Consider the following 22,958-nt stretch of genomic DNA (forward strand, 5'->3'; position numbering starts at 1 on the left):
CCGTTCACGACACGGCCAGTTGTGGTTACGGGTCCCGGCTTTCGCCGGGACGACATTGAGGCTAGTCGCTCTTCCTCAGTGGCTAACCGCTATTCCTCAACCCCGCGGAAATGCCGTTGATCGTGATCTGAATCCCGCGCAGCACCTGCTCGTCCGGGTTCTGCGCGCGATGCTCTTTCAACAACTCGACCTGCACGTGGTTGAGCGGATCCATGTAGGGGAAGCGGTTGCGGATGCCGCGTTCCAGCAACGGGTTGCCCTGCAGCAGCCGGTCGTGGCCCATGATGTCGAGCAACGTCTCGATCGCGAGATGCCACTCGCGGCGGATCTGGCCAAAAATCTTCTCGCGCAGGGCGACGTCGGGCACCAGTTCGGCATAGCGCGAGGCGATCGCGATCGAGCTCTTGGCCAGCACCATGTCCATGTTTGATAGCAGCGTGCGGAAGAACGGCCATTCCTTGTAGAGCTCCTGCAGGAACGGCATGCCCTGCTCCGGATGCTGCGATATCCAGGTCTCGACCGCCGCGCCGAAACCGTACCAGCCGGGCAGCATCAGCCGGCATTGCGCCCAGGAGAACACCCAGGGAATGGCGCGCAGGTCCTCGATCTCGCGGGTCTTCTTGCGTGAGGCCGGACGGCTGCCGATGTTCAAGGTCGCGATCTCGTTGATCACGGTCGAGCCCCAGAAGTAATCGGCAAACCCCGGGGTCTCATAGACGAGCCCGCGATAGGCCTTGAAGGCGAGCGCGGAAATCTCCTCCATCGCCCTCAGATATTCGGGGCGCGGCGCGCTCTGCCGCGGCTGCAGCAGGCTGGTTTCCAGCGTCGCCGCGGCGAGGATTTCCAGATTGCTGCGGCCGACCTCGGCATTGGAATATTTCGACGAGATGATCTCGCCCTGCTCGGTGATGCGGATCTGGCCGTTCACCGCACCGCCGGGCTGCGCGATGATCGCATCATAGCTCGGACCACCGCCGCGGCCGACCGAGCCGCCGCGGCCATGAAACAGCCTCAGCCGCACGCCGTGGCGCTCGAACACCTCGACGAGGCCGATCTCGGCCTTGTAGAGCTCCCAGCCCGAGGTGACGAAGCCGCCATCCTTGTTGCTGTCGGAATAGCCGAGCATCACCTCCTGCACGCTGCCAAGGCTGTCGACCAGCTTGCGGTAGTCGTGCAGCACCAGCATGCGGTCCATGATGCCGCTCGAGGCCTGCAGGTCCTCGATGGTCTCGAACAGCGGCACGATGTTGACGGCGCTGCGGCCGGACGGATTGACCAGCCCGACCTCCTTCAAGAGCACCGCGACCTCAAGCATGTCGGACATGCCCTTGCACATCGAGATGATGCACTGGGAGATCACCTCGGGGCCGAATTTGGCATGCGCCTCGGCCGCGGCCCGGAACACCGCGAGCTCGCTTTGGGTCTCCTCGGAATATTTGACGAACGGCGAGGCCAGCGGCCGCGCGTTGCGCAGCTCCGCGAGCAGCAAATTGACGCGGGCGTCCTCGCCGAGCGCCAGATACGACATGCCGGGATTGGCGGTATCGAACAGCTCGGCGATGGTGCGCTCGTGCACCGCCGAGTTCTGGCGGATGTCGAGCCGCGCCAGATGGAAGCCGAAGCAATCCACCGCCCGCCGCAGCTGCCGCAGCCGGCCCCGCGCGATCACGCCTGAATTGTTCGCGATCAGCGAGCGGTCGAGCACATCGAGATCGGCCTGGAACTCGCTGACGGTCGCATAGGGCTCGGCCTTGCCGACCGGTGGCCTTGTGGTCTCGACCTCGAGCCGCATCGCAGTGGCAGCCAACCGCGCGTAGATGCCGGAAACTGCCAGGCGATACGGCTCGCCGCTGCGATGCGGCGAGGTGTCGGGCGAACGCTCGGCAAGGATCCGCAGCTCCTCCGAGATATCGGCAAGATGCGCCGCAAGCGACAGCTCGGCACCGAGCGCGTGCAGCTCCTCGAGGTAGAAGCTGAGCACCCGGCTCGACTGCAGCCGCAGCGTGCCGCGCATCACCTCTGCGGTGACGAACGGATTGCCGTCGCGGTCGCCGCCGATCCAGCTTCCCATCTTGAGGAATGAGGCGAGTTCACCGGCCTCGCCACCCTCCTTGTTCAGCCGGTCCTCCAGCGCGCAATGCAGCCGCGGCACCTCCTGCAGGAAGGTGTAGTCGTAGAACGACAGGCCGTTGGCGACCTCGTCGAGCACGGTCAGCTTGGTCCGGCGCAAGAGATTGGTCTGCCACAGCGTCACGACCGCGCGGCGAAGCTGCTCGTCGCTGGCCTCGCTCTCGTCCGGCGTCATCTGCAACCGCTCGCGGCGATCGAGCAGATCGGCGATCTCCATCTCGCGGTCCATCGTGCTCTTGCGTCGGACCTCAGTCGGATGCGCGGTCAGTACCGGACTGACCAGCGCGCTCTTGAAGAAGCTGCGCAGTTCGGCCGGGCTGATGCCGGCCTGTCGGGCATGGACCAGCGTCTGCTCCAGCGTGCTCGGCCGCGGCGCCCCGCCCGGGCCGCGGCTGCGCATCTGGCGGATGTTGTTCTGGTCCTCGGCGATGTTGGCGAGGTGGGAGAAATAGCTGAAGGCGCGGACGATCCGCAGTGTCTCGGCGATCGACATGCTGTCGAGGATGCCTTCCAGCTCCCGCCGCGCCAGCTTGTCCTCGTCGCGGTGGAACCGGACCGAGGTCTGGCGGATCCGCTCGACCAGGTCGAACACGTCGGCCCCCTCCTGGTCCCGCACGGTGTCGCCAAGGACGCGCCCCAGCAGCCGGATGTCGTTCCGGAGCCGCGCGTCCTCCTCCTGCGCCGTCTTATCGAGGAGGCTGGCCTCCTCGGCGCGCCTGGCACGGTTTTCGGTCTCGGAGGGCATGGTTTGGGGAGGCAAAGTCTGGGGAGACATGGCGTGGCTACTCCAGAGGCTGCCCGGCTCCTCCCGAGTGTGCGCTTTTTTTGCCGCAGCGCAAGATGAACTTGCGCGGTGCACCACCGCCGTCGTCTCGGCGAAGGCCGGGACCCATAACCACCGGCTATAGTTATACGGAAGGTGTCTGCCAACGCCTTTCGTCGATAGATCACGCGGTATGGGTCCCGGCCTTCGCCCTAGGGCATGCACAGATCTCTGAAGGACCATCCAGCGGCTGCGGCGTGGAAGTATTGCAGGCCGTGTTTCATAGTGATGGGGCCCGGCGGTTTGGACGATGGATAGCCGTCCCAGCCGCCGAGCCGGCCGATAATCCAGGCGGCCCAAGCGAGGCTGTCAGGCGGGTGCGGGTTTCTCAGCCGCTTGCTTTGGGCTTCGAGGTTGCGATTGAGGGCGGCAAGTGTAGCGACTTCCCCAGCATTGAAGGCAATTCGGACAGACTGGTTGTCGCGACCATCGCGCGCCTGCACAAGCTGAAGGGAGATGACTGCCGCCTTGGCCGCGATCGCGACCAGCTTGAGAAGCCGCTCGGCGGTCCCGATCTGACTGTCTTCGAGCTTGAGGCCTTGTGTCTTCAAGATGCGGAAGAACTGCTCGATCAGCCACCGCCGCTTGTACCATTCGATAATGCGCCAGGCCTCTTCTGCATTCGTCACCGGATGCGTGGTGAGCAGCCGCCAGTGCAGCGGCTCGATCCCGGCCTGCGGCTCGATCTCGCGCACATCGACCAGGATCAAGGGTAGGCTTTTCGGCAGATGGCGCAGGAACTTGGTTTGCGGTCGGGCCAGTTCGACGGCGCCGAAGCGCAGATCGAGAAGCGCAGCCCGCTCAGGCCGTTGTGCCCGCGCAGGCAATACGATGGTCCGTTGTTCGATGCTGGTCATGGCCTCGCTGGCCGCATACAGGCCACAGCCATCCGCCAGCTTGCGATCATGCATGCTCCGGGCAATGACGTGGAACTGGTGTTCTGCGGCGCAGGCGTAGAGCGCGAAGATGTCGCTCTCGCGGTCGCCCAGCATGGTCACCATCGCAGCCTTCGCCAACAGCGGCTTGGCTGCCAGAGCGGTCGCGATCCAGCGTTGCGATTCTTTGTCCTTCAGATCGCGATTGTCGTGCGAGACGGTGCGGCGGCCCTGGCGGGTCCAGATCTCGCCGTGCAACAGGCCAAGGCAGCAGCCGCTTTCCGCGTCTGCGGCCAGCATCGGGTGCAGCAACACCCCGCGGGTGTTGCCATGACCGATCTCGCCCAAGCCACGCCGGTTTTGTGCCTTGGTGGCAAAATTGATCTCGCTGGTATCCTGGATCGCCAGCACATGGCGGCCTTCGGCCGCCATTACCGTACCATCGCTCCAGCTTTCGATTATCCGCGTCGTCGTCACCTTGGCATTGCCGAGAAAGCGGTTGAAGCGCACCTCCCGGGCACGCATGCCTCCTGCCAGCCGTCGCAGGCAGACATCCTTGCCCGCGACCATGCATTCGACGAGCGCCGCCCCCCTTTATCGAGGCGGAGATCCCCGAACCGACCTAATGACCAGTCAATTTGCGCCAGCATGTCGACACCTCCGCCAAAGCCGAAGTGCCGCAATATGAATCACACGAAATACCGATTCGGGAATCCCCACCCAACTAGATGTGTGCATGCCCTAGGGCCTTCGCCGGGACGACGGCGAGGTTTGCGGCGCTAGATCCTCCGCCCCGCCCGCTCCCAATACGGGTCACGCAGCCGGCGCTTGAAGATCTTTCCGGAGTCCTCGCGCGGCAGGTTGGTCTGGATCTCGATGTGCTTGGGCACCTTGTAGTCGGCGAGCGCGGTCTTCAGCTGGGCACGGACCGCTGCGATGTCGAGCGTGACACCCGGTTGCGGCTCGACCACCGCCATCAGCGCCTCGCCAAATTCGGCGTCGGGAATGCCGAACACCGCGCAGTCGTGCACACCGGGCACCGCATGCAGCACGGCCTCGATCTCGGCCGGGTAGATATTGACGCCGCCCGAGATCACCATGTCGCGCTTGCGGTCGCAGATGAAGACGTAGCCGTCAGCGTCGATATAACCGACGTCGCCGGAGGTGATGAAGCCTTCGCGGTCGATCTCGGCACGCTTCTCGGACTTGTTGTGATAGGTGAAATCCGGATTGCCGGCGATCCGCGAATAGATCTCGCCGATCTGCCCCTGAGGCACCTCCTTGCCGTCGTCGCCGATGAAGCGAAGCTCGGCGCCGGGCGAGATCTTGCCGACCGTGCCGGGCTTCTTCAGCGCATCTTCCGAGGTCGCGAACGTCACCGCGCCCGACTCGGTCGAGCCGTAGAATTCGTAGATCACCGGTCCCCACCATTCGATCATGGCGCGCTTGACATCGGCCGGGCACGGCGCCGCGGCATGGATGATATGGCGCAGCGACGACATGTCGTATTTCTTCCGCACCTCTTCGGGCAGCTTCATCAGGCGGATGAACATGGTCGGCACCATGAAGATGGTGTCGATCCGCTCGCGCTCGATCAGCGCCAGAAATTCCTCCGCGTCGAAGCGCGGCATCAGCACCAGCGCGCCGCCGAGCCGGCCGGAGCGCAGTCCGAAGGAATTCGGCGCCGAATGATAAAGCGGTCCCGGCAGGATCGCGCGTGCCCCGGGCTTCAGCCCGTAGATCATCGCCCGCATCGCTTCCGCATTAGCGGTCTGTTCCGGCGTCGGCGCGAAACGGCGGACGCCCTTCGGATGGCCCGTGGTGCCCGAGGTGTAGATCATGTTCTGCGGCTGCGGCACGACGGGGCCGTCGTAACGCGGGAATTGCGCCAGCCAGGATTCGAAATCGATCGCGAAATCCGGGGTTCCGAGATGATCGGGATTGATCTTGTAGCTGGAGAGAATTTCCGGCGGCGTCGGCACGCTGAGCACGGTGACGTCAGGCGGGATCGCGCCGCGCAGCGGATGCAGCATGTCGGCATGAGCGATCAGGACCCGCGTGCCGGAATCCGTCAGCACGTAGTTGATCTCCTCCGGCTTGAAGTGCCAGTTGACCGGCACGCCATAGGCGCCGAGCCGCATCGCAGCGTAGGCGGCCTCGATGAAGGCGATGTCGTTGCGCATCAGCATGCAGACGCTGTCGCCCGGCTTGACGCCGAGCTTGGCAAGGCCGCTGGCGATACGGTCGACCCGTTCGGCGACCGCAGCGTGATCACGCCTGCGCTCGCCGGAGATGATGCCGAGGAAGGGCTGGGACGTTTCGCTCATTTTGTTCTTGTTCTTTGTTGTCGGTTAGCAGGGTTGGTTGTGTCCGCCATAGCCGAGAGAACCCGGCCATGACGCCAGCTCGTCATCACGCATCCGCGAATTTCGGCGCGCGCTTCTCCAGATTGGCGCGCACGGATTCGGTCTGGTTCGGACTGCCGAGCAGCTTCTGCTGCTCGACGGATTCCGCGAGCAGCGCGGCCGCCGGATCGACCGACAGATTGTTCAGCAGGCGCTTCGCGGCACGGATCGCATCCGGGCTCTTGCCGGCGATCTCGCGCGCGACCTCGAGCGCAGCGGTGCGCGGGTCGTCGCAGACGCGGGTGGCGAGGCCATAGCTCTGGGCCTCCTGCGCCGAGAAGATGCGGCCGGTATAGGTAAGCTCGCGCAGGATATCGTCGCGCACCAGGCTCGCCAGGATCGGCGTGCCCGCCATGTCGGGGACGAGGCCCCACTTGATCTCCATGATCGACATCCGTGCGTCGGTTGAGAGGAAACGCATGTCGGCGCCGAGCGCGAGCTGGAAGCCGCCGCCGAACGCAACGCCATGGACCGCGGCAATCACCGGCACCGGGAGCTGGCGCCAGCCCCACACCGCCTGCTGCGGAAAATTGGCCTTGCCGTGGGTGCGGATCGTGAGATCGCGCTTCTCGCCGCCCGGCACTCCGTTACCGCCATCCTTCATGGCGGCGAACCGGCCCATGTCGAGGCCGGCACAAAACGCCCGGCCCTCGCCGGACAGCACCACGACCCGAACCCCTTTTTCCTTGGAAAGCCGGTCGGTTGCGGCGACCAATGCCTCGAACATCGCGGCATCGAGCGCGTTCATCTTGTCCGCCCGCACCAGGCGGACATCGGCGATACCGTCTGAAATCGATATCGAAACGCGATCTTCCATTGAAATCTCCTCCGCTGATCCTCGTTGGCGCTTTACAGAAAGGCCGTTGTCCGCTTTTAGTCAATCGACCAATTAACTGACAACCCCCGTGGAGGAAACGATGTTTAGCAATCAGCTTCTTGCCGGGCGGCGCATCCTGGTAACCGGCGGCGGCACCGGCCTCGGAAAGGCCATGGCCACCCGGTTCCTGCAACTCGGGGCCGAGGTCCATATCTGCGGCCGCCGCAAGAGCGTTTGCGACGAGACCGCCACCGAGCTGATGGCCGAGCATGGCGGACGCGTGGTCAGCCACGGCGTCGATATCCGCAATGCCATGGCGGTCGACGAGATGATCGACGCGATCTGGACCACCAGCGGTCCCCTCACCGATCTGATCAACAACGCCGCCGGCAATTTCATCTCGCGCTCGGAAGAGCTTTCCGCGCGAGGCTTTGATGCCGTGGCCAACATCGTGATGCATGGCACCTTCTACGTGACGCACGCGGTAGGCCGGCGCTGGATCGCCGGCGGCCATCGCGGCAACGTGGTGTCGATCACGGTGACCTGGGTGCGCAACGGCTCGCCCTATGTGGTGCCGTCGGCGATGAGCAAATCGGCGATCCATGCCATGACCATGTCGCTCGCGGTCGAATGGGGCCGTCACGGCATTCGTCTCAACACCATCGCGCCCGGCGAGATTCCGACCGAGGGCATGAGCAAGCGCATCAAGCCCGGTGACGAGGCCGGCGCCCGCACCAAGGCAATGAACCCGATGGGCCGCGTCGGCACCATGGAGGAATTGCAGAACCTCGCGGTGTTCCTGATCTCCGGCGGCTGCGACTGGATCAACGGCGAGACCATCGCCATGGACGGCGCGCAGGCGCTCGCGATGGGCGGCAATTTCTACCAGCTCCGCGACTGGAGCGACGACGACTGGACCAAGGCGCGGGAGTCGATCAAGGCCCAGAACGAGAAGGATCGCGCGGCGCGAGGGTAAGGCCCGCGTTCTTGCTGCAATCACCGCCGTCGTCCCGGCGAAAGCCGGGACCCATAACCACCGTTGCGCGTCGTGAAGCTCGCTGCGGCCCTAGCGTCGCGCCACATTAACATTCGTGGTTATGGGTCCCGGCTTTCGCCGGGACGACGGTGTGGACGCGTCCTGCACCATCCCCCGTATTGTTTTTCCCGCGCGATGCAGCCACACTCCGCGCCAACAAAAAACATCACGGGGGAAACATGTCCAACGCGCCGAAACTGAGCAACCTTGCCGACATGGTGCGCGACCGCGCGAAGAGCCGCGGCGATGCGCTGGCCTATGAGTTCGAGGGCCGGCAGACCTCTTTCGCCGAATTCGACGTCAAGACCAACCGCGTCGCCAACGCGCTGATTGCGATGGGCATCAAGAAGGGCGAGCGCATCGCCTATCTCGGCAAGAACAGCGACTTCTATTTTGAATTGCTGATGGGTGCGATGAAGGCCGGCGTGGTGATGGCGCCGGTGAACTGGCGCCTCGCGGGCCCCGAGGTCGCTTTCATCGTCGACGACTGCAAGGCGCCGGTGCTGTTCGTCGGCCCCGAATTCATCACCCAGGCGCGCAACATCAAGGACAAGCTGCCGAGCGTTCGCAGCATCATCACGACCGAGGGCGGCGCGCCGGAATGGCCTGACTTCGTCGCCTGGCGCGACGCGCAGAGCGGCGACGATCCGCGCGTCGTGATCGAGCCGAGGGACATCGCAATCCAGCTCTACACCTCCGGCACGACCGGCAAGCCGAAAGGCGCGATGCTGTCGCACGCCAACTTCCTCAACCTCGTGCAGAGCGGCAACGAAGCCGACAAGCCCGACTGGAACAAATGGACCACCGACGACGTCTCGCTGGTCGCGATGCCGATCTTCCACATCGGCGGCTCCGGCTGGGGTGTGATGGGGCTGTACCACGGCGCCCGCGGCGTGATCGCGCGCGAGTTCGACCCGACCAAGGTGCTCGACTTCTTCGAGCAGTCCGGGATCACGAAACTGTTCATGGTGCCGGCGGCGATGCAGTTCGTGGTGCGGCAGCCGCGCGCGCGACAGGTCGATTTCTCACGCCTGAAATACATGCTCTACGGCGCTTCGCCGATCCCGGCGGCGCTGCTGAAGGAGTGCATCGAGGTCTTCAAATGCGGCTTCGTGCAGATGTACGGCATGACCGAGACCACCGGCACCATCGTCGCACTACCGCCCGAAGACCATGTCGAAGGGCTCGAGCGGATGCGCTCGGCCGGCAAGGCGGTGGCCGGCGTCGAGCTCGCGATTCTCGACGAGAACGGCAAGCCGCTGCCGCCGCGCGAAGTCGGCGAGATAGCCACCCGCTCCGGCTCCAACATGACCGGCTACTGGAATCTGCCCGAGGCCACCGCGAAGACGATCGACGGCGACGGCTGGCTGCGCACCGGCGATGCCGGCTACATGGACGAGGATGGTTATCTCTACATCCACGACCGCATCAAGGACATGATCATCTCCGGCGGCGAGAACATCTATCCGGCCGAGGTCGAGAGCGCGCTGTGCGATCATCCTGATGTCGCCGAAGCCGCCGTGATCGGCATTCCCGACGACAAATGGGGCGAGGCGGTGAAGGCCGTCGTGGTGATGAAGCCGGGCAAGAGCGCGACCGCGACCGACATCATCAACTTCACCCGCGAGCGCATCGCCGGCTACAAGACGCCGAAATCGGTCGACTTCATCCCGGCGCTGCCGCGCAACCCGTCGGGCAAGATCCTGCGGCGCAGCCTGCGTGAACCGTATTGGGCGGGCAAGGACCGGCAGGTGAATTAGCCCACACTGTCGTCCCGGCCAAGCGAAGCGCGAGCCGGGACCCATAACCACCGCTGTCCGTTGCGGCATAATGCTGGGGCCACAGCTTACCGCATCAACGACCTCTCTTGGTTGTGGGTCCCTGCTTTCGCAAGGACGACGGCGGAGAGAGTCATCACGCCTTCTTCTTCCTCCCCCCGCAACACCCGCCCGCGCTCCTGCGCCTCCTCCGCCCAGGCTCAGTGCTTGCTGGCTCCCATGTAGCCGAACAGGAAGCCCGCCACCTTGCGCTTCTGGATCTCCTCGCTGCCTTCGGTGATGCGATAGCGGCGATGGTGGCGGTAGATGTGCTCGAACGGCTTGTGGCGCGAATAGCCCATGCCGCCATGCACCTGCATCGCGCGGTCGGCGGCCTCACAGCACAGCCGGTTTGCCCAGAAATTGCACATCGAGACCCGGTCCGACAGCGTGTGCTCGACCTGGGCCTGGGTCAGCTGATCCATCTCCCATGCGGTCTTGCGGATCAAAAGCCTGAGCATCTCGGCCTGAGTCGCAAGCTCGACCAGCGGCCACTGAATCGCCTGGTTCTCGGCCAGCGCCTTGCCGAACGGTTTTCGCTCACGCGCGTACTTCACGCTCTCGTTGATGCAATAGACCGCAGCGCCCAGCGAGCTTGCCGCCTGGCGGATGCGGTTCTCATGGACAAAGCATTGCGCCAGCGACAGGCCGCGGCCGACCTCGCCGAACTGCGCATCCTCAGGCACGAACACGTCGGTGAAGCTGACCCGCGGGTGATCGGTCGGCATGTTGAAGGTCCACATATACTCCTCGACCTTCACGCCCGGCGACTTCGCCGGCACCAGGAAGCAGCTGATGCCGCGGGCGTCGCCGTCATTGCCCGAGGTGCGGGCGAACAGCGCGCAGTGCGTGGCGACATGCATGCCCGTCGTCCACATCTTCTCGCCGTTGATGATCCAGCCCTTGACGTTGTCGCGCGTGGCCTGGACCGCCTTGGTCTCCATATGCGTCGCATCCGAGCCGTGGTCCGGCTCCGTCAGACCGAACGTGATGCGGTACTTGCCGGTGATCGAGCCGTCGATCATCGCCTTCTGCTCGTCGGTGCCGTAGCGGTCGAGCATGGTGACGATCGGCAGGTTGCCGACGATCGAATGCTCGTTCTGCAGATCGTTGTGCAGGCCAAGCCCCTTCGAGGCGAAATGCTCGCGGATCACGGCCATCCAGAGATTGGAGCCGTCCTTGCCGCCGTAACGCTTCGGGATCGCAAAGCGCAGATGGCCGGCGGCGTCGGCCAGGTTCTTGACCTTGCGCAGCAACAGCTCCCATTCATGGCGCGGCAGGCCGCCCTTGTCGAAATCGGTGCGCGCCCATTCGCGGCGATGATCGAAGAAGCGGATGTTGTCGTCAGCCGCTTCCAGCGGCTTGATCTCGCGTTCGATGAATTGGTCGAGCTCGGCGAGATAGGCTGTCAGGTCAGCCGGCAGGTTGAAATCCAAGGCGGTCTCTCCCGAAGATATTGTTGATTCTGGTTTTGCGTTTAGGCGCTACTGCGCATCCGCGTTCGGATCGATTAAGGTGAGAAGCGCGCGGCCAAGTCAAGCAGTCGAGTGAGGCTTGCACGCGCGGTCGCCTTGCGCAATTGGATGGCATGGAACGGCACGCAGGCGCTAGGATATCGCCCATATTCTTCGCCGCAGAAAATCGACGGGAGCAAACATGGATCTGAAATTCTCCAAGGTGACGCGCAAGGGTCCCATCACCATCGTGACGCTGTCGCGGCCCGAGGTTTACAATGCGCTGCATATCGACGCGCATTTCGAGCTCAACAAGGTGTTCGACGAGTTCTCCGCCGATCCCGAGCAGTGGGTCGCGATCGTCACCGGCGCCGGCGAAAAGGCGTTCTGCGCCGGCAACGACCTGAAATGGCAGGCCGCCGGCGGCAAGCGCGGCTGGGACAAGGGCGGCTTCGCCGGCCTCACCAGCCGTTTCGACTGCGACAAGCCGATCATCGCCGCGGTCAACGGCGTCGCGATGGGCGGCGGGTTCGAGATCGCGCTGGCCTGCGACCTGATCATCGCCGCAGAGAATGCGACCTTCGCCTTGCCCGAGCCGCGCGTCGGCCTCGCTGCGCTCGCCGGCGGCGTGCACCGGCTGCCGCGCCAGATCGGCCTGAAGCGCGCCATGGGCATGATCCTGACCGCGCGCCATGTCAGCGCCAAGGAGGGCCTCGAGCTCGGCTTCGTCAACGAGGTGGTGCCGCAGGGCGAGGCGCTCGCCGCCGCCGAGCGCTGGGCCGAGACCATCACCAAGAACTCGCCGATGTCGATCCGCGCCTCCAAGCAGGCGATCCAGAAGGGCCTCGAAGTCTCGCTCGAACAGGCGATCGCCGAGCAGCGCGAATATCCCGCGGTGAAGGCGATGGCCGCCTCGCAGGATTACATCGAGGGCCCGAAGGCATTCTCGGAGAAGCGTCCGCCGAAGTGGCTGGGGCGGTAGCTGCTCCCTCCACTCGTCGTCCCGGCGAAGGCCGGGACCCATACGCCGCAGCCAGTGTTGTGAACGGGATCGTCGTTCCGGCAGTGCGAGACAACCGGAATTTGTGGTTATGGGTCCCGGCCTTCGCCGGGACGACGTCGGATACATTGCGGCCAATTGAGCGCAGCGATACCCATCCTACGTTTCGAGTTCCCTCTTGTAGGACGCGTAGTTCGGCTGATCGACGGCGAGCTTGTCCATCGTGGTCTGCCAGAGATGTTCTGTCAGCCCTGGCGTTGTCAGATCGACCTCGCCGCTGGCGATCTTCTCCGATAGCGCGCGGTTCAGCTCCATCAGCGTGCCGTCGGCGCCGAGCAGTTGCTTCAACCGCGCAGCCTCGGTCGCATCGCCTGCCTCGGCGAGCGCGAGCTGCCGCGTCACCAGGTCCAGCGCATTGATCCCGACGCGCAGCTTGAAGCTGTTGTGGCCCTTGATGACAGGCGCGATCTCGTTGCGCAGGAAATCGGCAACGGCCTTGATCAGTTCGGTGGGTGTCGGTTCGTCCTGCATCTCAACGACCTCTCGGTGCGAGTAGCCTCAGCAGATCGATCTCGGTCTCCGATGCGCGGCGCCCGATCATCGCGCGCTCCATCGAGTGATCGGGGCCGGAGCGGAAGCGCTGCATCATGCCGCAGCACATCACGCCCCAGCGCAGCGTGCCCATCACTTCCCAGAACATCACGCGGTCCGGATCGGCCTTGCGACCGGCCTCCTCGTAGCCCGCGAACAGATCCTCGCGCGTGCCAAAACCGCCGACTGGCTTGTCGATCTCGCCGAAGCGCCAGGAATTGACGCAGATCCAGCCGAGATCTTCCATCGGGTCGCCGAAATGCGCGAGCTCCCAGTCGAGGACCGCACGTACCCCGTCGGGGGCGATGATCAGGTTGCCGTGGCGAAAATCGCCATGCACCAGCGTCACCTCGGACGACGGGCCGGGATCGTGATCGCGCAGCCAGCGCAGCGCCAGCTCGAACACCGGCCGCGGCCAGTTGAAGCTGCGATACTCGCGGGAGAGATCCTCGATCTCCTTGGTCGCCGTCAGGCTGCGCAGCTTCGGCAGTCTCGCCTGCGGCAGGCCATGGATGCCGGCGATGACGCGGCCGAGCTGGCGCGCCAGGATCGGCCGCGCGGCCGCATATTCCTCGTCGCGCAAAATTTTCCGCGCGATGGTTTCGCCTTCGACCCGCGCCATGATGAAGCCGCGGCCAAGGCCGTCCTCCGGCCTCAAGACGTGCATCACCTTCGGCGACGGCAGGCCCGCGTCATGCGCGAGCTGCATCAGCATGGCCTCGGCATCGAGGCCGGCGGCGCGGCCGGGCGCGGCGCCGTAGCCCGGCGGCGCGCGGCGCAGGATCGCGCCGATCGTGCCGTCCGGATGCACGATGTCGAACGTCCAGGTCTCCTGGCTGGCGCCGCCGGAGAGCTTTGCCGCGCCGGTGACGCCGGTCGCGCCGGGATGAAACGTGGCGACGCAGCGGCTGAGTTCGGTCTCGATCATTTGCCCTTGAACTTCGCCGGCCGCTTCTCGAGGAACGCGGTGACACCTTCCTTGAAATCCTCGGCGCGGCCCGCGATCCGCTGCGACTCGCATTCCAGATTGAGCTGATCCTCGAGGGTGTTTTCCGGGCTGTCCCAATAGAGCTTGCGGATCAGCGACAGCGCGATCGTCGGGCCGTTGGCGAGATCGTGCGCGAGCTTCATGGTCTCCTCCATCAGCGCGGCGTCGTCATAGACGCGGTTGACGAGGCCCCATTCCAACGCCTTCTCGGCCGGCAGCCGCTCGCCGAGCAGCGACAGCTCGACCGAACGCGCCTTGCCGATCAGCCGCGGCAGCAGCCAGGTCGAACCGCAATCCGGCACCAGGCCGATGCGGCGGAACGCCTGCAGGAAATAGGACGAGCGCGCGCACAGGATCAGATCGCCCATCAATGCAAAACTCATCCCGGCGCCGGCGGCCGGTCCGTTCACCGCCGTCACGATCGGACAGTGCAGCTTACGCAATCGGCGCAGGAACGGATGGAACGCGGTCTCCAGCGCCGCGCCGGCGTTGCTCCGGCCGGGCTTAGCCTGCGTGTTGCGGCCCTGCAGATTGGCGCCGGTGCAGAAGGCGCGGCCGGCGCCGGTGATGACCAGGCAGCGCACCTCGTCGCGCTTGTCGTCGATCGCATCGAGCGCCTCGGCAAGGCCGCCCAGCATGTCGATCGAGACCGCGTTCATGACTTCCTGATGGTCGAGTTTGAGGATCGCGACCGATCCGTCGAAGTCGAGCGTGACGTGCTTGAACTGCATGGTTTCCTCTTTACGTTGTTGCGGCCGTTGGTACCGCGGCAGGTCGATGTTTCGACCCATATTTGATTTTTGTGCCGGGCTTGTCCATGGTCGACGGCAAGCCCATCCGTGAACGCGTGATTAGCGCGCACCAAACCAAATGGAAACCCCAATGAGTGGCATCTTCGATCTCACCGGCCGCGTCGCTGTCATCACCGGCGGCAATGGCGGCATCGGCCTCGGCATCGCGCAGGCACTCAACGCCGCGGGCTGCAACGTCGCGATCTGGGGCCGCAACGCGGAAAAAAACGCCAACGCCGCAACGTCGATGAAGGCCGGCCCAGGCAAGGTCGCAACCCAATTCTGCGACGTCAGCGATCCCGGCTCGGTCAAGACCGCGATGAAGGCAACCCTCGACACCTTCGGCCGCGTCGACGGCTGCTTCGCCAATGCCGGCATCGGTGGCGGCGGACGCCGCTCCTTCATCGACCGCACCGAGGAGGAATGGCGACGGATGTTCGCGACCAATCTCGACGGCGTGTTCCACGTATTCCAGGCTGCGGCACGCCACATGACCGAGCGGTCCGAGGCCGGCGACAAGTTCGGCCGGCTGGTCGCGACCTCGAGCCTCGCCTCGCTGTTCGGCACTGCGCGCAACGAGCACTATGCGGGCACCAAGGCCGCGTTGAACGCGCTGTGCCGCGCGCTCGGCGTCGAGCTCGCCCGCCACGGCGTCACCGCGAACGCGATCCTGCCCGGCTGGATCAAGAGCGACATGACCGCCGGCATCATGGCCAACGACAAGTTCGTCGCCAACGTGATGCCGCGCATCCCGGTGCGCCGCTTCGGCGAGCCGAGCGATTTCGGCGGCATCGCCGTGTATCTGATGAGCAAGGCGTCGTCCTATCATACGGCGGATTGCTTCGTGATCGACGGCGGGTACACCGCGTTCTGAGTTTTCGCGGCGGCATCTCCAACTGTCGTCCCGGCGAAGGCCGGGACCCATAACCACAGGTTTTCTTGTGGGAGTGAGTTGTGGCCCCAGCGTCGCGTAACAATTCGCATTCGTGGTAATGGGTCCCGGCCTTCGCCGGGACGACGCTGAATTGTTGCACCGTCTGTGAAACATACATCCACATCATCGATGCGCGACTCAGCGTCGCTTCCGTCGCGGCAAAACTGCTGCTAAGCGTTCGAGCCGTAAGGACGCACAGGGCGGCTTTCATAACCAAGAGGGAGGATATTTCGGATGTTTTCACACGTGATGGTTGGCACCAACGATCTGGACAAGGCCAAGGCGTTCTATGATGCGCTGCTTGGCACGCTCGATGTCCGGCCGGCCCGGCTCGACGGCCACCGCATCATGTACCTCACCAAGGCCGGCATTTTCATGGTGTCCAAGCCGATCGACGGCGAACCGGCGACGCATGCCAATGGCGGCACGATCGGCTTTGCCTGCTCTTCGCCGGAGCAGGTCGAGGCCTGGCACGCCGCCGGCGTCGCCAACGGCGGCAAGCCGATCGAGGATCCGCCGGGCGTGCGCGAGGGTAACGGCATCAAGCTCTATCTCGCCTATCTGCGCGATCTCGACGGCAACAAGATCTGCGCGATGCACCGGTTGCCCTGACGATCAATCCAGCGTCGCGAGCGGCGGCGTTCAAACAACGTTTGAAACGCCGTCGCTAAATTCCGCGATGCGGTAGCGATCCTGCGAAAATCGGTGCTCGCGCTTCGCGCCGCACGCGTCTATTGTCCGCCGCGAAACGCGCCTTCGCGAGGGAGAAACGACAATGAAACATGCCTATGTGCCGCGCACCACGAACTACACGCTCAATCCGGGCGACGAGCTCAACGATCTCAGGATGTCGGACAAGGTCCGACCGCTCTACGACCATGTGAAGCAGTTCATCCGCGACACCGTCGACCCGATGTCGGTCGAGTTCTATCGCGCCGGCGAGAAGAAGACCAACCGCTGGAGCTTCACCGACGAGCAGCTCGCGATCCTGCAGAAGGCCAAGGACAAGGCCAAGGAAGTCGGCCTCTGGAACTTCTTCCTGCCCGACGCCGAGACCGGCGAAGGCCTCAACAACCTCGACTACGCCTATATCGCCGCCGAGCTCGGCAAGAGCCCGCTGGCCTCCGAGACCATGAACTGCTCGGCGCCCGACACCGGCAACATGGAAGTGCTGGAGCGCGTCGGCACCAAGGCGCAGAAGGAGAAGTGGCTGAAGCCGCTGCTCAACGGCGAGATCCGCTCGGCCTATGCGATGACCGAGCCGAACGTCGCCTCCTCCGACGCCAAGAACATCTCGACCACCGCCAAGCTGGTCGGCGACGAGTGGGTGATCAACGGCGAGAAGTACTACATCTCCGGCGCCGGCGACCCGCGCTGCAAGATCATGATCGTGATGGTGAAGACGAATCCCGATGCGGCGCCCAGCAAGCAGCAGTCGCAGATCCTGGTGCCGATCGACACCCCCGGCGTCGAGATCCTCGGGCCCATGCACGTGTTCGGCCATGACCATGCGCCGCGCGGCCACATGCATCTGCGCTTCAACAATTGCAAGGTGCCGAAGGAGAACATGCTGCTCGGCGAAGGCCGCGGCTTCGAGATCTCGCAGGTCCGCCTCGGACCGGGTCGTATCCATCACTGCATGCGCACCATCGGCAAGGCCGAGAAGGCGCTCGACATGATGGTGCAGCGCGGCCTGACCCGCGAAGCGTTCGGCAAGAAGATCGCCCATCTCGGCGGCAACATGCAGATCATCGCCCAGGCGCGCTGCGAGATCGAGGCGATGCGGCTGATGGTGCTGAAGGCGGCCAAGGCGATGGACGTGCTCGGCAACAAGGAAGCCCGCGTCTGGGTCTCGATGGTCAAGGCCATGGTGCCCGAGCGCGCCTGCAAGGTGATCGACCAGGCGATTCAGATGCACGGCGCCACCGGCATCTCGCAGTGGTCGCCGCTCGGCGAGATGTACCAGGACGTCCGCCACCTCCGCTTCGCCGACGGTCCGGACGAAGTACACTGGATGGTGGTCGGCCGCCACGAGCTGAGCATGACGTAGTTCCTCTCCCCCTTCTCCCCGCGCGCGGGGAGAAGGTCGGGATGAGGGGGAGTCTCCGCGCGGACAGTGAGAGACGGGACTCGCGGAGAGTCCCCCTCACCCGGAATTCAAGCTACGCTTGAATTCCGACCTCTCCCCGCAAGCGGGGCGAGGCAAGCAAGCGAGAGCTCCCATGGAATATTCCGCAAGCGACCTCACCCAACGCGAACGCTACAAGGTGCTGACCTCCTTCGTGCTGCCGCGGCCGATAGCCTGGGTCACGAGCCTCGGGCCGGACGGCGTGGTCAATGCGGCGCCGTTCTCGTTCTTCAACGTGTTCTGCGAAGACCCGCCGCTCTGCATGTTCGCGGTCAATCGCCGGCCGGATGGCCGTGAGAAGGACACGATGGTCAACATCCAGCGCCTGGGTGAATTCGTGGTCAACCTGACCGATGAACCGCTGGCGCGCGCGATGCACGAGAGCTCGGGCGACTTCCCGCCCGAGATCGGCGAGCCAGACTACCTCGGCCTCAAGCTCGCGCCGTCCAGCAAGATCGCGGTGCCCAGGCTCGCGGACGCGCCGTTTGCGATGGAGTGCAGGACCTGGAAGCTGATCGACGTCAACGGCGACCGCGAGCTGATCATGGGCGAAGGCATCCACTTCCACATCCGCGACGAATTGTGGGATCGTGATGCCATGCGCGTGCACATGGAGCGCTATCACCCGATCGGCCGCATGTTCGCCGACCGCTACTGCCGCACCGACGACCGCATGGTGTTTCCCGCGGCCGAGGGCGCAAAGACGAAATAGGAGAGACCGCGATGACTGAAGCATTCCGCGACAACGCTGCGCAGAGCCGGTTCGAGCTCGCAGTCGACGGCCACACCGCCTTCGTGGTCTACCGCAAGACGCCGGATACGATCACGCTCGTCCACACCGAAGTGCCGCCGGAGCTCGGCGGCCGCGGCATCGGCTCCAAGCTCGCCCGCGCCACGCTCGATGCCGTACGCGCGCAGAAGATCAAGCTCGTCGTGAAATGCGAGTTCATCCAGGGCTTCATGAAGAAGAACCCGGAGTATGATGATTTGCTGGGGTGATGCATGGTGAGGAGCGCGGAACGCGTTCCTCATAACGGATCATCGTCATTGCGAGCCACCCGGTCGGCGCGAAGCGCCGCCGGATGACAGGCTTCGCGAAGCAATCCACCGCGCCGCATACGCGGAAGAATGGATTGCTTCGTCGCTTCGCTCCTCGCAATGACGACGGTGAAAGCTTCAGAATCTCTCAGGATGACGGGTCAAATCGATCGCGCAGACTACGACGCCGCCTGCTCGCTGATCTTGTCCTGCGTCCTGGTCTCGAAATCGCTGGCGTCATGGCGCTCGTGGAGCTGGCTCGACGGCTCGCCCCAGGTGCGGTTGACCATGCGGCCGCGCTTCACCGCGGGCCGTGCCGCGATCGCGTCGGTCCAGCGCTGCACGTTCTTGTAGTCCTGCACCGAGAGGAATTCGCCGCCGCCGTAAAGCAGGCCCTTGGCGAGCCCGCCATACCAGGGCCACACCGCCATGTCGGCGATGGTGTAGACGTCGCCTGCGAGATATTCGTTGTCGGCAAGCCTGCGGTCCAGCACGTCGAGCTGGCGCTTCACCTCCATCGCAAAGCGGTCGATGGCGTATTCGATCTTGGTCGGCGCATAGGCATAGAAATGCCCGAAGCCGCCGCCGAGATAGGGCGCCGAGCCCATCTGCCAGAACAGCCAGGAGAAGGTTTCGGCGCGGGTCTTGACGTCGGTCGGCAGGAAGGCGCCGAACTTCTCCGCAAGGTAGACCAGGATCGAGCCCGACTCGAACACCCGGATCGGCTCGGGCCCACTGCGATCCATCAGCGCCGGAATCTTGGAGTTCGGATTGACCGCGACGAAGCCGCTGCCGAACTGGTTGCCGTCGATCTTGATCAGCCAGGCGTCGTACTCCGCGCCTGTGTGACCCGCCGCGAGCAGCTCTTCCAGCATCACGGTGACCTTGACGCCGTTCGGCGTCGCCAGCGAATAGAGTTGCAGCGGATGCCGGCCGACCGGCAGCTCCTTGTCGTGGGTAGGACCCGCGATCGGCCGGTTGATGCTGGCGAAGCGCCCGCCGCTCTCCTTGTTCCAGGTCCAGACTTTCGGCGGCTCGTAGGCAGAGGTGTCGGTCACGTCGGTGGCTCCCGGTTTCCAATTTTCCATGGCGCGGCAACCGCCGTGCCCATCCACATATCCGCACTAGATGGTGGGCAAACTTCGCTTTGCCCACCCCGGCAGATCGCATTTTCTATCCAGCGGAATGCGCTGCGAGCGATGCAGCCAAGCGACGCCTGCACGCAAGTCGCCGCAGCCGAAACCCGCTTGGCTTCGTTGACCGTGATGCGCTAGCGTTGCAGGGGCTGATGCCAACAAGCACAAAAAGCGGCCATCGGGAGAAAACCAACCCATGAAATCACCGATCTGCGACATGCTGGGGATCGAATTTCCCCTGCTCGCTTTCAGCCATTGCCGTGACGTGGTGGCGGCGGTCAGCCGCGCCGGCGGCTTCGGCGTGTTCGGCGCGACCCGGTATCTGCCGGAAACGCTGGAGCAGGAATTGAAATGGATCGACGATCATGTCGACGGCAAGCCCTATGGCATCGACGTGCTGATCCCCGAGAATATCTCGACGGCCGGCGAGAAGAACGTCACCTGGAAGAGCCTCGAGAAGCGCGTTTCCCAGGAGCATCGCGACTTCACCCGCAATCTGCTGAAGAAATACAACATCGAGCTCACGGCGCAGAGCGTCGCCGACAACCAGCCGCAGCCGTTCGATGCCAAGACTGCGCTGCAATTGCTCGAGGTCTCGTTCCGCCATCCGATCAGGCTGATCGCCAACGCGCTTGGCGTGCCACCGCGGGCGATGATCGAGATGGGCCGCCAGCACAACGTGCCGGTCGCAGCCCTGGTCGGCTCCAAGGAACACGCGCTGCGCCAGGTCGCGGCCGGCGTCGACATCCTGGTCGCCCAGGGCACCGAGGCCGGCGGCCATTGCGGCGAGGTCTCGACCATGGTGCTGGTGCCCGAGGTGATCAAGGCGGTCAGAAAGATCCGCGACGTGCCGGTGCTCGCCGCCGGCGGCATCATGACCGGCAGCCAGATGGCGGCCTGCATGGCAATGGGCGCAGCCGGCGCCTGGACGGGCTCGGTGTGGCTTGCCACGGTTGAGTCGGAGACCTCTGAAATCTTCCGCGAGAAGATGATCGCGGCCTCCTCGCGCGACGCGATCCGCTCCAAGGGCCGGACCGGCAAGCCCGCGCGGCAACTCCGTTCGGTCTGGACCGACGCCTGGGACCGCTCGCCGGACAGCCCCGGCGCGCTGCCGATGCCGCTGCAAAGCATCATCAGCCGCGACGCTTTCAACGCGATCGACCGCGCCGCCGCGGCCGGCAACGAGAAGGCCCGCGATCTCGTCAGCTACTTCGTCGGCCAGGGCGTCGGCCTGGTCGACAGCGTGAAGTCCGCCGGTGCCGTGGTGCAGGAGTTCAAGGAAGATTTCGTCGAAGCCGTCGAGCACATGAACGCGCTGGTGGCGGAGTGATACCCCCTCCCCGTCATTGCGAGCGAAGCGAAGCAATCCATTGCACCGCGTATGCGGATAGATGGATTGCTTCGTCGCTTCGCTCCTCGCAATGACGCCTCAAACAAACATCGATTCCAATATCGCAGAGTGAAGCAACAAGAATGTCGAACAGCATCCCCGAAGACCGCATTCCCGTCATCGTCGGCGTCGGCGAGATCGTCGACCGTCCGAAGGATATCGCGGCCGGCCTCGAGCCCCTCACCTTGCTCGAGGAAGCGCTGAAGCGCGCCGAGGCCGACAGCGGCGCAAAACTGCTCGCCGACCTGCAGTCGCTCGACGTCGTCAACTTCCTGAGCTGGCGCTACCGCGATCCGGAGAAGCAGCTGGCACAGCGGCTCGGCATTGCGCCGGCGCATCTCTATTATGGCCCGGTCGGCGGCGAGAGCCCGATCCGCTATCTGCACGAGGCCGCGCAGCGCATCGCCCGCGGCGAATGCAGCGTGGCGGCAGTTTGCGGCGCCGAGGCGCAATCGACCGCGACCAAGGCGCAGCGCGCGGGCGTCGAATTGCCGTGGACGCCGTTCGCGCATGACGTCGAGGAGCCGAAGCGCGGCGCCGCATTCCAGAAACCGATGGCGGTGACGCTCGGTGTGTTCAGGCCGATCACGGTCTATCCGCTCTATGAGAGCGCGACCTCTGCGCATTGGGGCCAGACGCCGCGCGAGGCGCTGAAGGAATCCGGCGAGCTGTGGTCGACCTATGCGCGGGTCGCCGCCGACAATCCGAACTCCTGGCTGAAAAAGCGCTTCACCGGCGACGAGATCACGACCGCGACGCCCGACAACCGGATGATCGCCTGGCCGTATACCAAGCTGATGGTGGCGAACCCGACCGTGAACATGGGCGGCGCGCTGATCCTGACCAGCCTTGCCAAGGCGCGCGCCGCCGGCGTGCCCGAGCACAAGCTGATCTATCCGCTCGGCGGCGCCTCGGCGGAGGAGCCGCGCGACTACCTGACCCGCGACCAGTTCGTCGAGAGCCACGCGCAGACCGCGGTGCTGAAGGCGGTGATGGACCTCGTCGGCGGCGATGGCAAAAAGTTCGATGCGATCGAGCTCTATAGCTGCTTCCCGTGCGTGCCGAAGATGGCGCGCCGGACGCTGGGCTTAGGTGCCGATGTGCAGCCCACCGTGACCGGCGGGCTTACGTTCTTCGGCGCGCCGCTCAACACCTACATGACGCATTCGGCCTGCGCGATGGTGCGCAAGCTGCGCAACGGCGGCACGCTCGGCCTGCTCTACGGCCAGGGCGGCTTCGTCACCAAGCACCATGGCCTCGTGCTGTCGCGCGCGGCGCCGACGGCCGCGCTGAAACAGGACACCTCCGTGCAGGCGGAGGCCGACAGCCATCGCCGCAACGTACCTGAGTTCACCGATGAGGCAGGCGGCAAGGGCAAGGTCGAGGCCTTCACCGTGATCTACCGCGCCAATGGCGAGGTCGAGCATGGCGTCACCATGCTGCGCACCGAAGACGGCCGCCGCACCCTCGGCCGCATCCCAGCGAGCGACACCGCGACGCTGGCGCATCTGCAGAATATGAACCGCACGCCGGTCGGCAGTATCGGCAGCATCGTCACCGCCGGTGACGGCATGCTTGAATGGCGGGTGGGATAGGTCTCCAAGC

19 protein-coding genes are annotated in these 22,958 nt (G+C 64.7%); 10 read left to right on the plus strand and 9 right to left on the minus strand.

All coding sequences use genetic code 11. The features are described 5' to 3' along the window. Positions 1 to 82: 82 nt before the first annotated feature. The 4 genes from ppc to ACTUWL_RS04990 form a co-directional block, all read right to left on the minus strand. A complete protein-coding gene (gene ppc / locus ACTUWL_RS04975; protein ID WP_106940105.1) occupies positions 83 to 2,890 on the minus strand; it encodes a phosphoenolpyruvate carboxylase in 2,808 nt (935 codons plus the stop codon). A gap of 215 nt (positions 2,891 to 3,105) precedes the next feature. Next, a complete protein-coding gene (locus ACTUWL_RS04980; protein WP_203369010.1) occupies positions 3,106 to 4,398 on the minus strand; it encodes an IS4 family transposase in 1,293 nt (430 codons plus the stop codon). 209 nt (positions 4,399 to 4,607) lie between these two features. After that, entirely contained in the window at positions 4,608 to 6,155 is a 1,548-nt protein-coding gene (locus ACTUWL_RS04985) for an acyl-CoA synthetase (protein WP_021076170.1), read from the minus strand. 85 nt (positions 6,156 to 6,240) lie between these two features. Further along, a complete protein-coding gene (locus ACTUWL_RS04990) occupies positions 6,241 to 7,050 on the minus strand; it encodes a crotonase/enoyl-CoA hydratase family protein (protein WP_021076171.1) in 810 nt (269 codons plus the stop codon). A 100-nt stretch (positions 7,051 to 7,150) separates the two neighbouring features. Here ACTUWL_RS04990 and ACTUWL_RS04995 point away from each other — a divergent pair, with 100 nt between their 5' ends. Beyond that, positions 7,151 to 8,026 carry an SDR family oxidoreductase gene (locus ACTUWL_RS04995; protein WP_021076172.1) on the plus strand — a complete coding sequence of 292 codons (876 nt, stop codon included), beginning with the start codon at positions 7,151 to 7,153 and terminating at the stop codon, positions 8,024 to 8,026. A 239-nt stretch (positions 8,027 to 8,265) separates the two neighbouring features. Beyond that, positions 8,266 to 9,846: a fatty acid--CoA ligase gene (locus tag ACTUWL_RS05000; protein ID WP_021076173.1), complete on the plus strand. Its 1,581-nt coding sequence runs from the start codon at positions 8,266 to 8,268 to the stop codon at positions 9,844 to 9,846. A 218-nt stretch (positions 9,847 to 10,064) separates the two neighbouring features. Here ACTUWL_RS05000 and ACTUWL_RS05005 read toward each other — a convergent pair whose 3' ends face one another. Then, entirely contained in the window at positions 10,065 to 11,339 is a 1,275-nt protein-coding gene (locus tag ACTUWL_RS05005; protein ID WP_021076174.1) for an acyl-CoA dehydrogenase family protein, read from the minus strand. 220 nt (positions 11,340 to 11,559) lie between these two features. On the opposite strand from ACTUWL_RS05005, the gene ACTUWL_RS05010 reads away from it, so the two are divergent. Then, entirely contained in the window at positions 11,560 to 12,339 is a 780-nt protein-coding gene (locus ACTUWL_RS05010) for an enoyl-CoA hydratase-related protein (RefSeq protein WP_021076175.1), read from the plus strand. Between the two features lie 177 nt (positions 12,340 to 12,516). On the opposite strand, the gene ACTUWL_RS05015 is transcribed toward ACTUWL_RS05010, so the two are convergent. Genes ACTUWL_RS05015 through ACTUWL_RS05025 form a run of 3 tightly spaced genes read right to left on the minus strand, consistent with a single transcriptional unit; the run spans position 12,517 to position 14,667 of the window. Beyond that, complete coding sequence (locus ACTUWL_RS05015; protein WP_021076176.1) at positions 12,517 to 12,888, minus strand: DUF6285 domain-containing protein; 372 nt, start codon at positions 12,886 to 12,888, stop codon at positions 12,517 to 12,519. A gap of 1 nt (position 12,889) precedes the next feature. Then, positions 12,890 to 13,876, minus strand: a complete 987-nt coding sequence (locus ACTUWL_RS05020; protein ID WP_021076177.1) for a phosphotransferase family protein — start codon at positions 13,874 to 13,876, stop codon at positions 12,890 to 12,892. Next, the gene (locus ACTUWL_RS05025; protein ID WP_021076178.1) at positions 13,873 to 14,667 is read right to left on the minus strand and encodes an enoyl-CoA hydratase/isomerase; all 795 of its coding nucleotides are present in this window, start codon (positions 14,665 to 14,667) and stop codon (positions 13,873 to 13,875) included. Before ACTUWL_RS05025 ends, ACTUWL_RS05020 begins: the two co-directional genes overlap by 4 nt. A gap of 151 nt (positions 14,668 to 14,818) precedes the next feature. On the opposite strand from ACTUWL_RS05025, the gene ACTUWL_RS05030 reads away from it, so the two are divergent. From ACTUWL_RS05030 to ACTUWL_RS05050, 5 genes are all read left to right on the plus strand, one after another. Beyond that, positions 14,819 to 15,601, plus strand: a complete 783-nt coding sequence (locus ACTUWL_RS05030) for an SDR family NAD(P)-dependent oxidoreductase (RefSeq protein ID WP_021076179.1) — start codon at positions 14,819 to 14,821, stop codon at positions 15,599 to 15,601. A 294-nt stretch (positions 15,602 to 15,895) separates the two neighbouring features. Continuing rightward, positions 15,896 to 16,273, plus strand: coding sequence for a VOC family protein (locus ACTUWL_RS05035; protein WP_021076180.1), 378 nt, complete (start codon positions 15,896 to 15,898; stop codon positions 16,271 to 16,273). 163 nt (positions 16,274 to 16,436) lie between these two features. Then, complete coding sequence (locus ACTUWL_RS05040) at positions 16,437 to 17,711, plus strand: acyl-CoA dehydrogenase family protein (protein WP_021076181.1); 1,275 nt, start codon at positions 16,437 to 16,439, stop codon at positions 17,709 to 17,711. A gap of 172 nt (positions 17,712 to 17,883) precedes the next feature. After that, positions 17,884 to 18,501: a flavin reductase family protein gene (locus tag ACTUWL_RS05045; protein ID WP_021076182.1), complete on the plus strand. Its 618-nt coding sequence runs from the start codon at positions 17,884 to 17,886 to the stop codon at positions 18,499 to 18,501. Positions 18,502 to 18,512: 11 nt separating this feature from the next. Continuing rightward, positions 18,513 to 18,788, plus strand: coding sequence for a GNAT family N-acetyltransferase (locus ACTUWL_RS05050; protein WP_021076183.1), 276 nt, complete (start codon positions 18,513 to 18,515; stop codon positions 18,786 to 18,788). A 218-nt stretch (positions 18,789 to 19,006) separates the two neighbouring features. On the opposite strand, the gene yghU is transcribed toward ACTUWL_RS05050, so the two are convergent. Then, on the minus strand, positions 19,007 to 19,885 hold the full coding sequence (gene yghU / locus ACTUWL_RS05055; RefSeq protein WP_035649665.1) for a glutathione-dependent disulfide-bond oxidoreductase: 879 nt from the start codon (positions 19,883 to 19,885) through the stop codon (positions 19,007 to 19,009). A gap of 274 nt (positions 19,886 to 20,159) precedes the next feature. On the opposite strand from yghU, the gene ACTUWL_RS05060 reads away from it, so the two are divergent. Both ACTUWL_RS05060 and ACTUWL_RS05065 read left to right on the plus strand, forming a co-directional pair. Then, the gene (locus tag ACTUWL_RS05060; RefSeq protein WP_021076185.1) at positions 20,160 to 21,293 is read left to right on the plus strand and encodes a nitronate monooxygenase; all 1,134 of its coding nucleotides are present in this window, start codon (positions 20,160 to 20,162) and stop codon (positions 21,291 to 21,293) included. Positions 21,294 to 21,436: 143 nt separating this feature from the next. Then, positions 21,437 to 22,948 (plus strand): acetyl-CoA acetyltransferase, encoded by a 1,512-nt coding sequence (locus tag ACTUWL_RS05065; protein WP_021076186.1) that lies wholly within the window; start codon positions 21,437 to 21,439, stop codon positions 22,946 to 22,948. The last annotated feature ends 10 nt before the right edge of the window (positions 22,949 to 22,958 follow it).

It is taken from the genome of Bradyrhizobium sp. WCU1 (assembly GCF_053474805.1).

Bases quoted from the DNA above. Each gene is read 5' to 3' on its own strand.
- ACTUWL_RS04980 (WP_203369010.1), bottom strand. From the start codon at position 4,398: ATGGTCGCGGGCAAGGATGTCTGCCTGCGACGGCTGGCAGGAGGCATG.
- ACTUWL_RS04985 (WP_021076170.1), bottom strand. From the start codon at position 6,155: ATGAGCGAAACGTCCCAGCCCTTCCTCGGCATCATCTCCGGCGAGCGC.
- ACTUWL_RS04990 (WP_021076171.1), bottom strand. From the start codon at position 7,050: ATGGAAGATCGCGTTTCGATATCGATTTCAGACGGTATCGCCGATGTC.
- ACTUWL_RS04995 (WP_021076172.1), top strand. From the start codon at position 7,151: ATGTTTAGCAATCAGCTTCTTGCCGGGCGGCGCATCCTGGTAACCGGC.
- ACTUWL_RS05000 (WP_021076173.1), top strand. From the start codon at position 8,266: ATGTCCAACGCGCCGAAACTGAGCAACCTTGCCGACATGGTGCGCGAC.
- ACTUWL_RS05010 (WP_021076175.1), top strand. From the start codon at position 11,560: ATGGATCTGAAATTCTCCAAGGTGACGCGCAAGGGTCCCATCACCATC.
- ACTUWL_RS05015 (WP_021076176.1), bottom strand. From the start codon at position 12,888: ATGCAGGACGAACCGACACCCACCGAACTGATCAAGGCCGTTGCCGAT.
- ACTUWL_RS05020 (WP_021076177.1), bottom strand. From the start codon at position 13,876: ATGATCGAGACCGAACTCAGCCGCTGCGTCGCCACGTTTCATCCCGGC.
- ACTUWL_RS05025 (WP_021076178.1), bottom strand. From the start codon at position 14,667: ATGCAGTTCAAGCACGTCACGCTCGACTTCGACGGATCGGTCGCGATC.
- ACTUWL_RS05030 (WP_021076179.1), top strand. From the start codon at position 14,819: ATGAGTGGCATCTTCGATCTCACCGGCCGCGTCGCTGTCATCACCGGC.
- ACTUWL_RS05035 (WP_021076180.1), top strand. From the start codon at position 15,896: ATGTTTTCACACGTGATGGTTGGCACCAACGATCTGGACAAGGCCAAG.
- ACTUWL_RS05040 (WP_021076181.1), top strand. From the start codon at position 16,437: ATGAAACATGCCTATGTGCCGCGCACCACGAACTACACGCTCAATCCG.
- ACTUWL_RS05045 (WP_021076182.1), top strand. From the start codon at position 17,884: ATGGAATATTCCGCAAGCGACCTCACCCAACGCGAACGCTACAAGGTG.
- ACTUWL_RS05050 (WP_021076183.1), top strand. From the start codon at position 18,513: ATGACTGAAGCATTCCGCGACAACGCTGCGCAGAGCCGGTTCGAGCTC.
- ACTUWL_RS05060 (WP_021076185.1), top strand. From the start codon at position 20,160: ATGAAATCACCGATCTGCGACATGCTGGGGATCGAATTTCCCCTGCTC.
- ACTUWL_RS05065 (WP_021076186.1), top strand. From the start codon at position 21,437: ATGTCGAACAGCATCCCCGAAGACCGCATTCCCGTCATCGTCGGCGTC.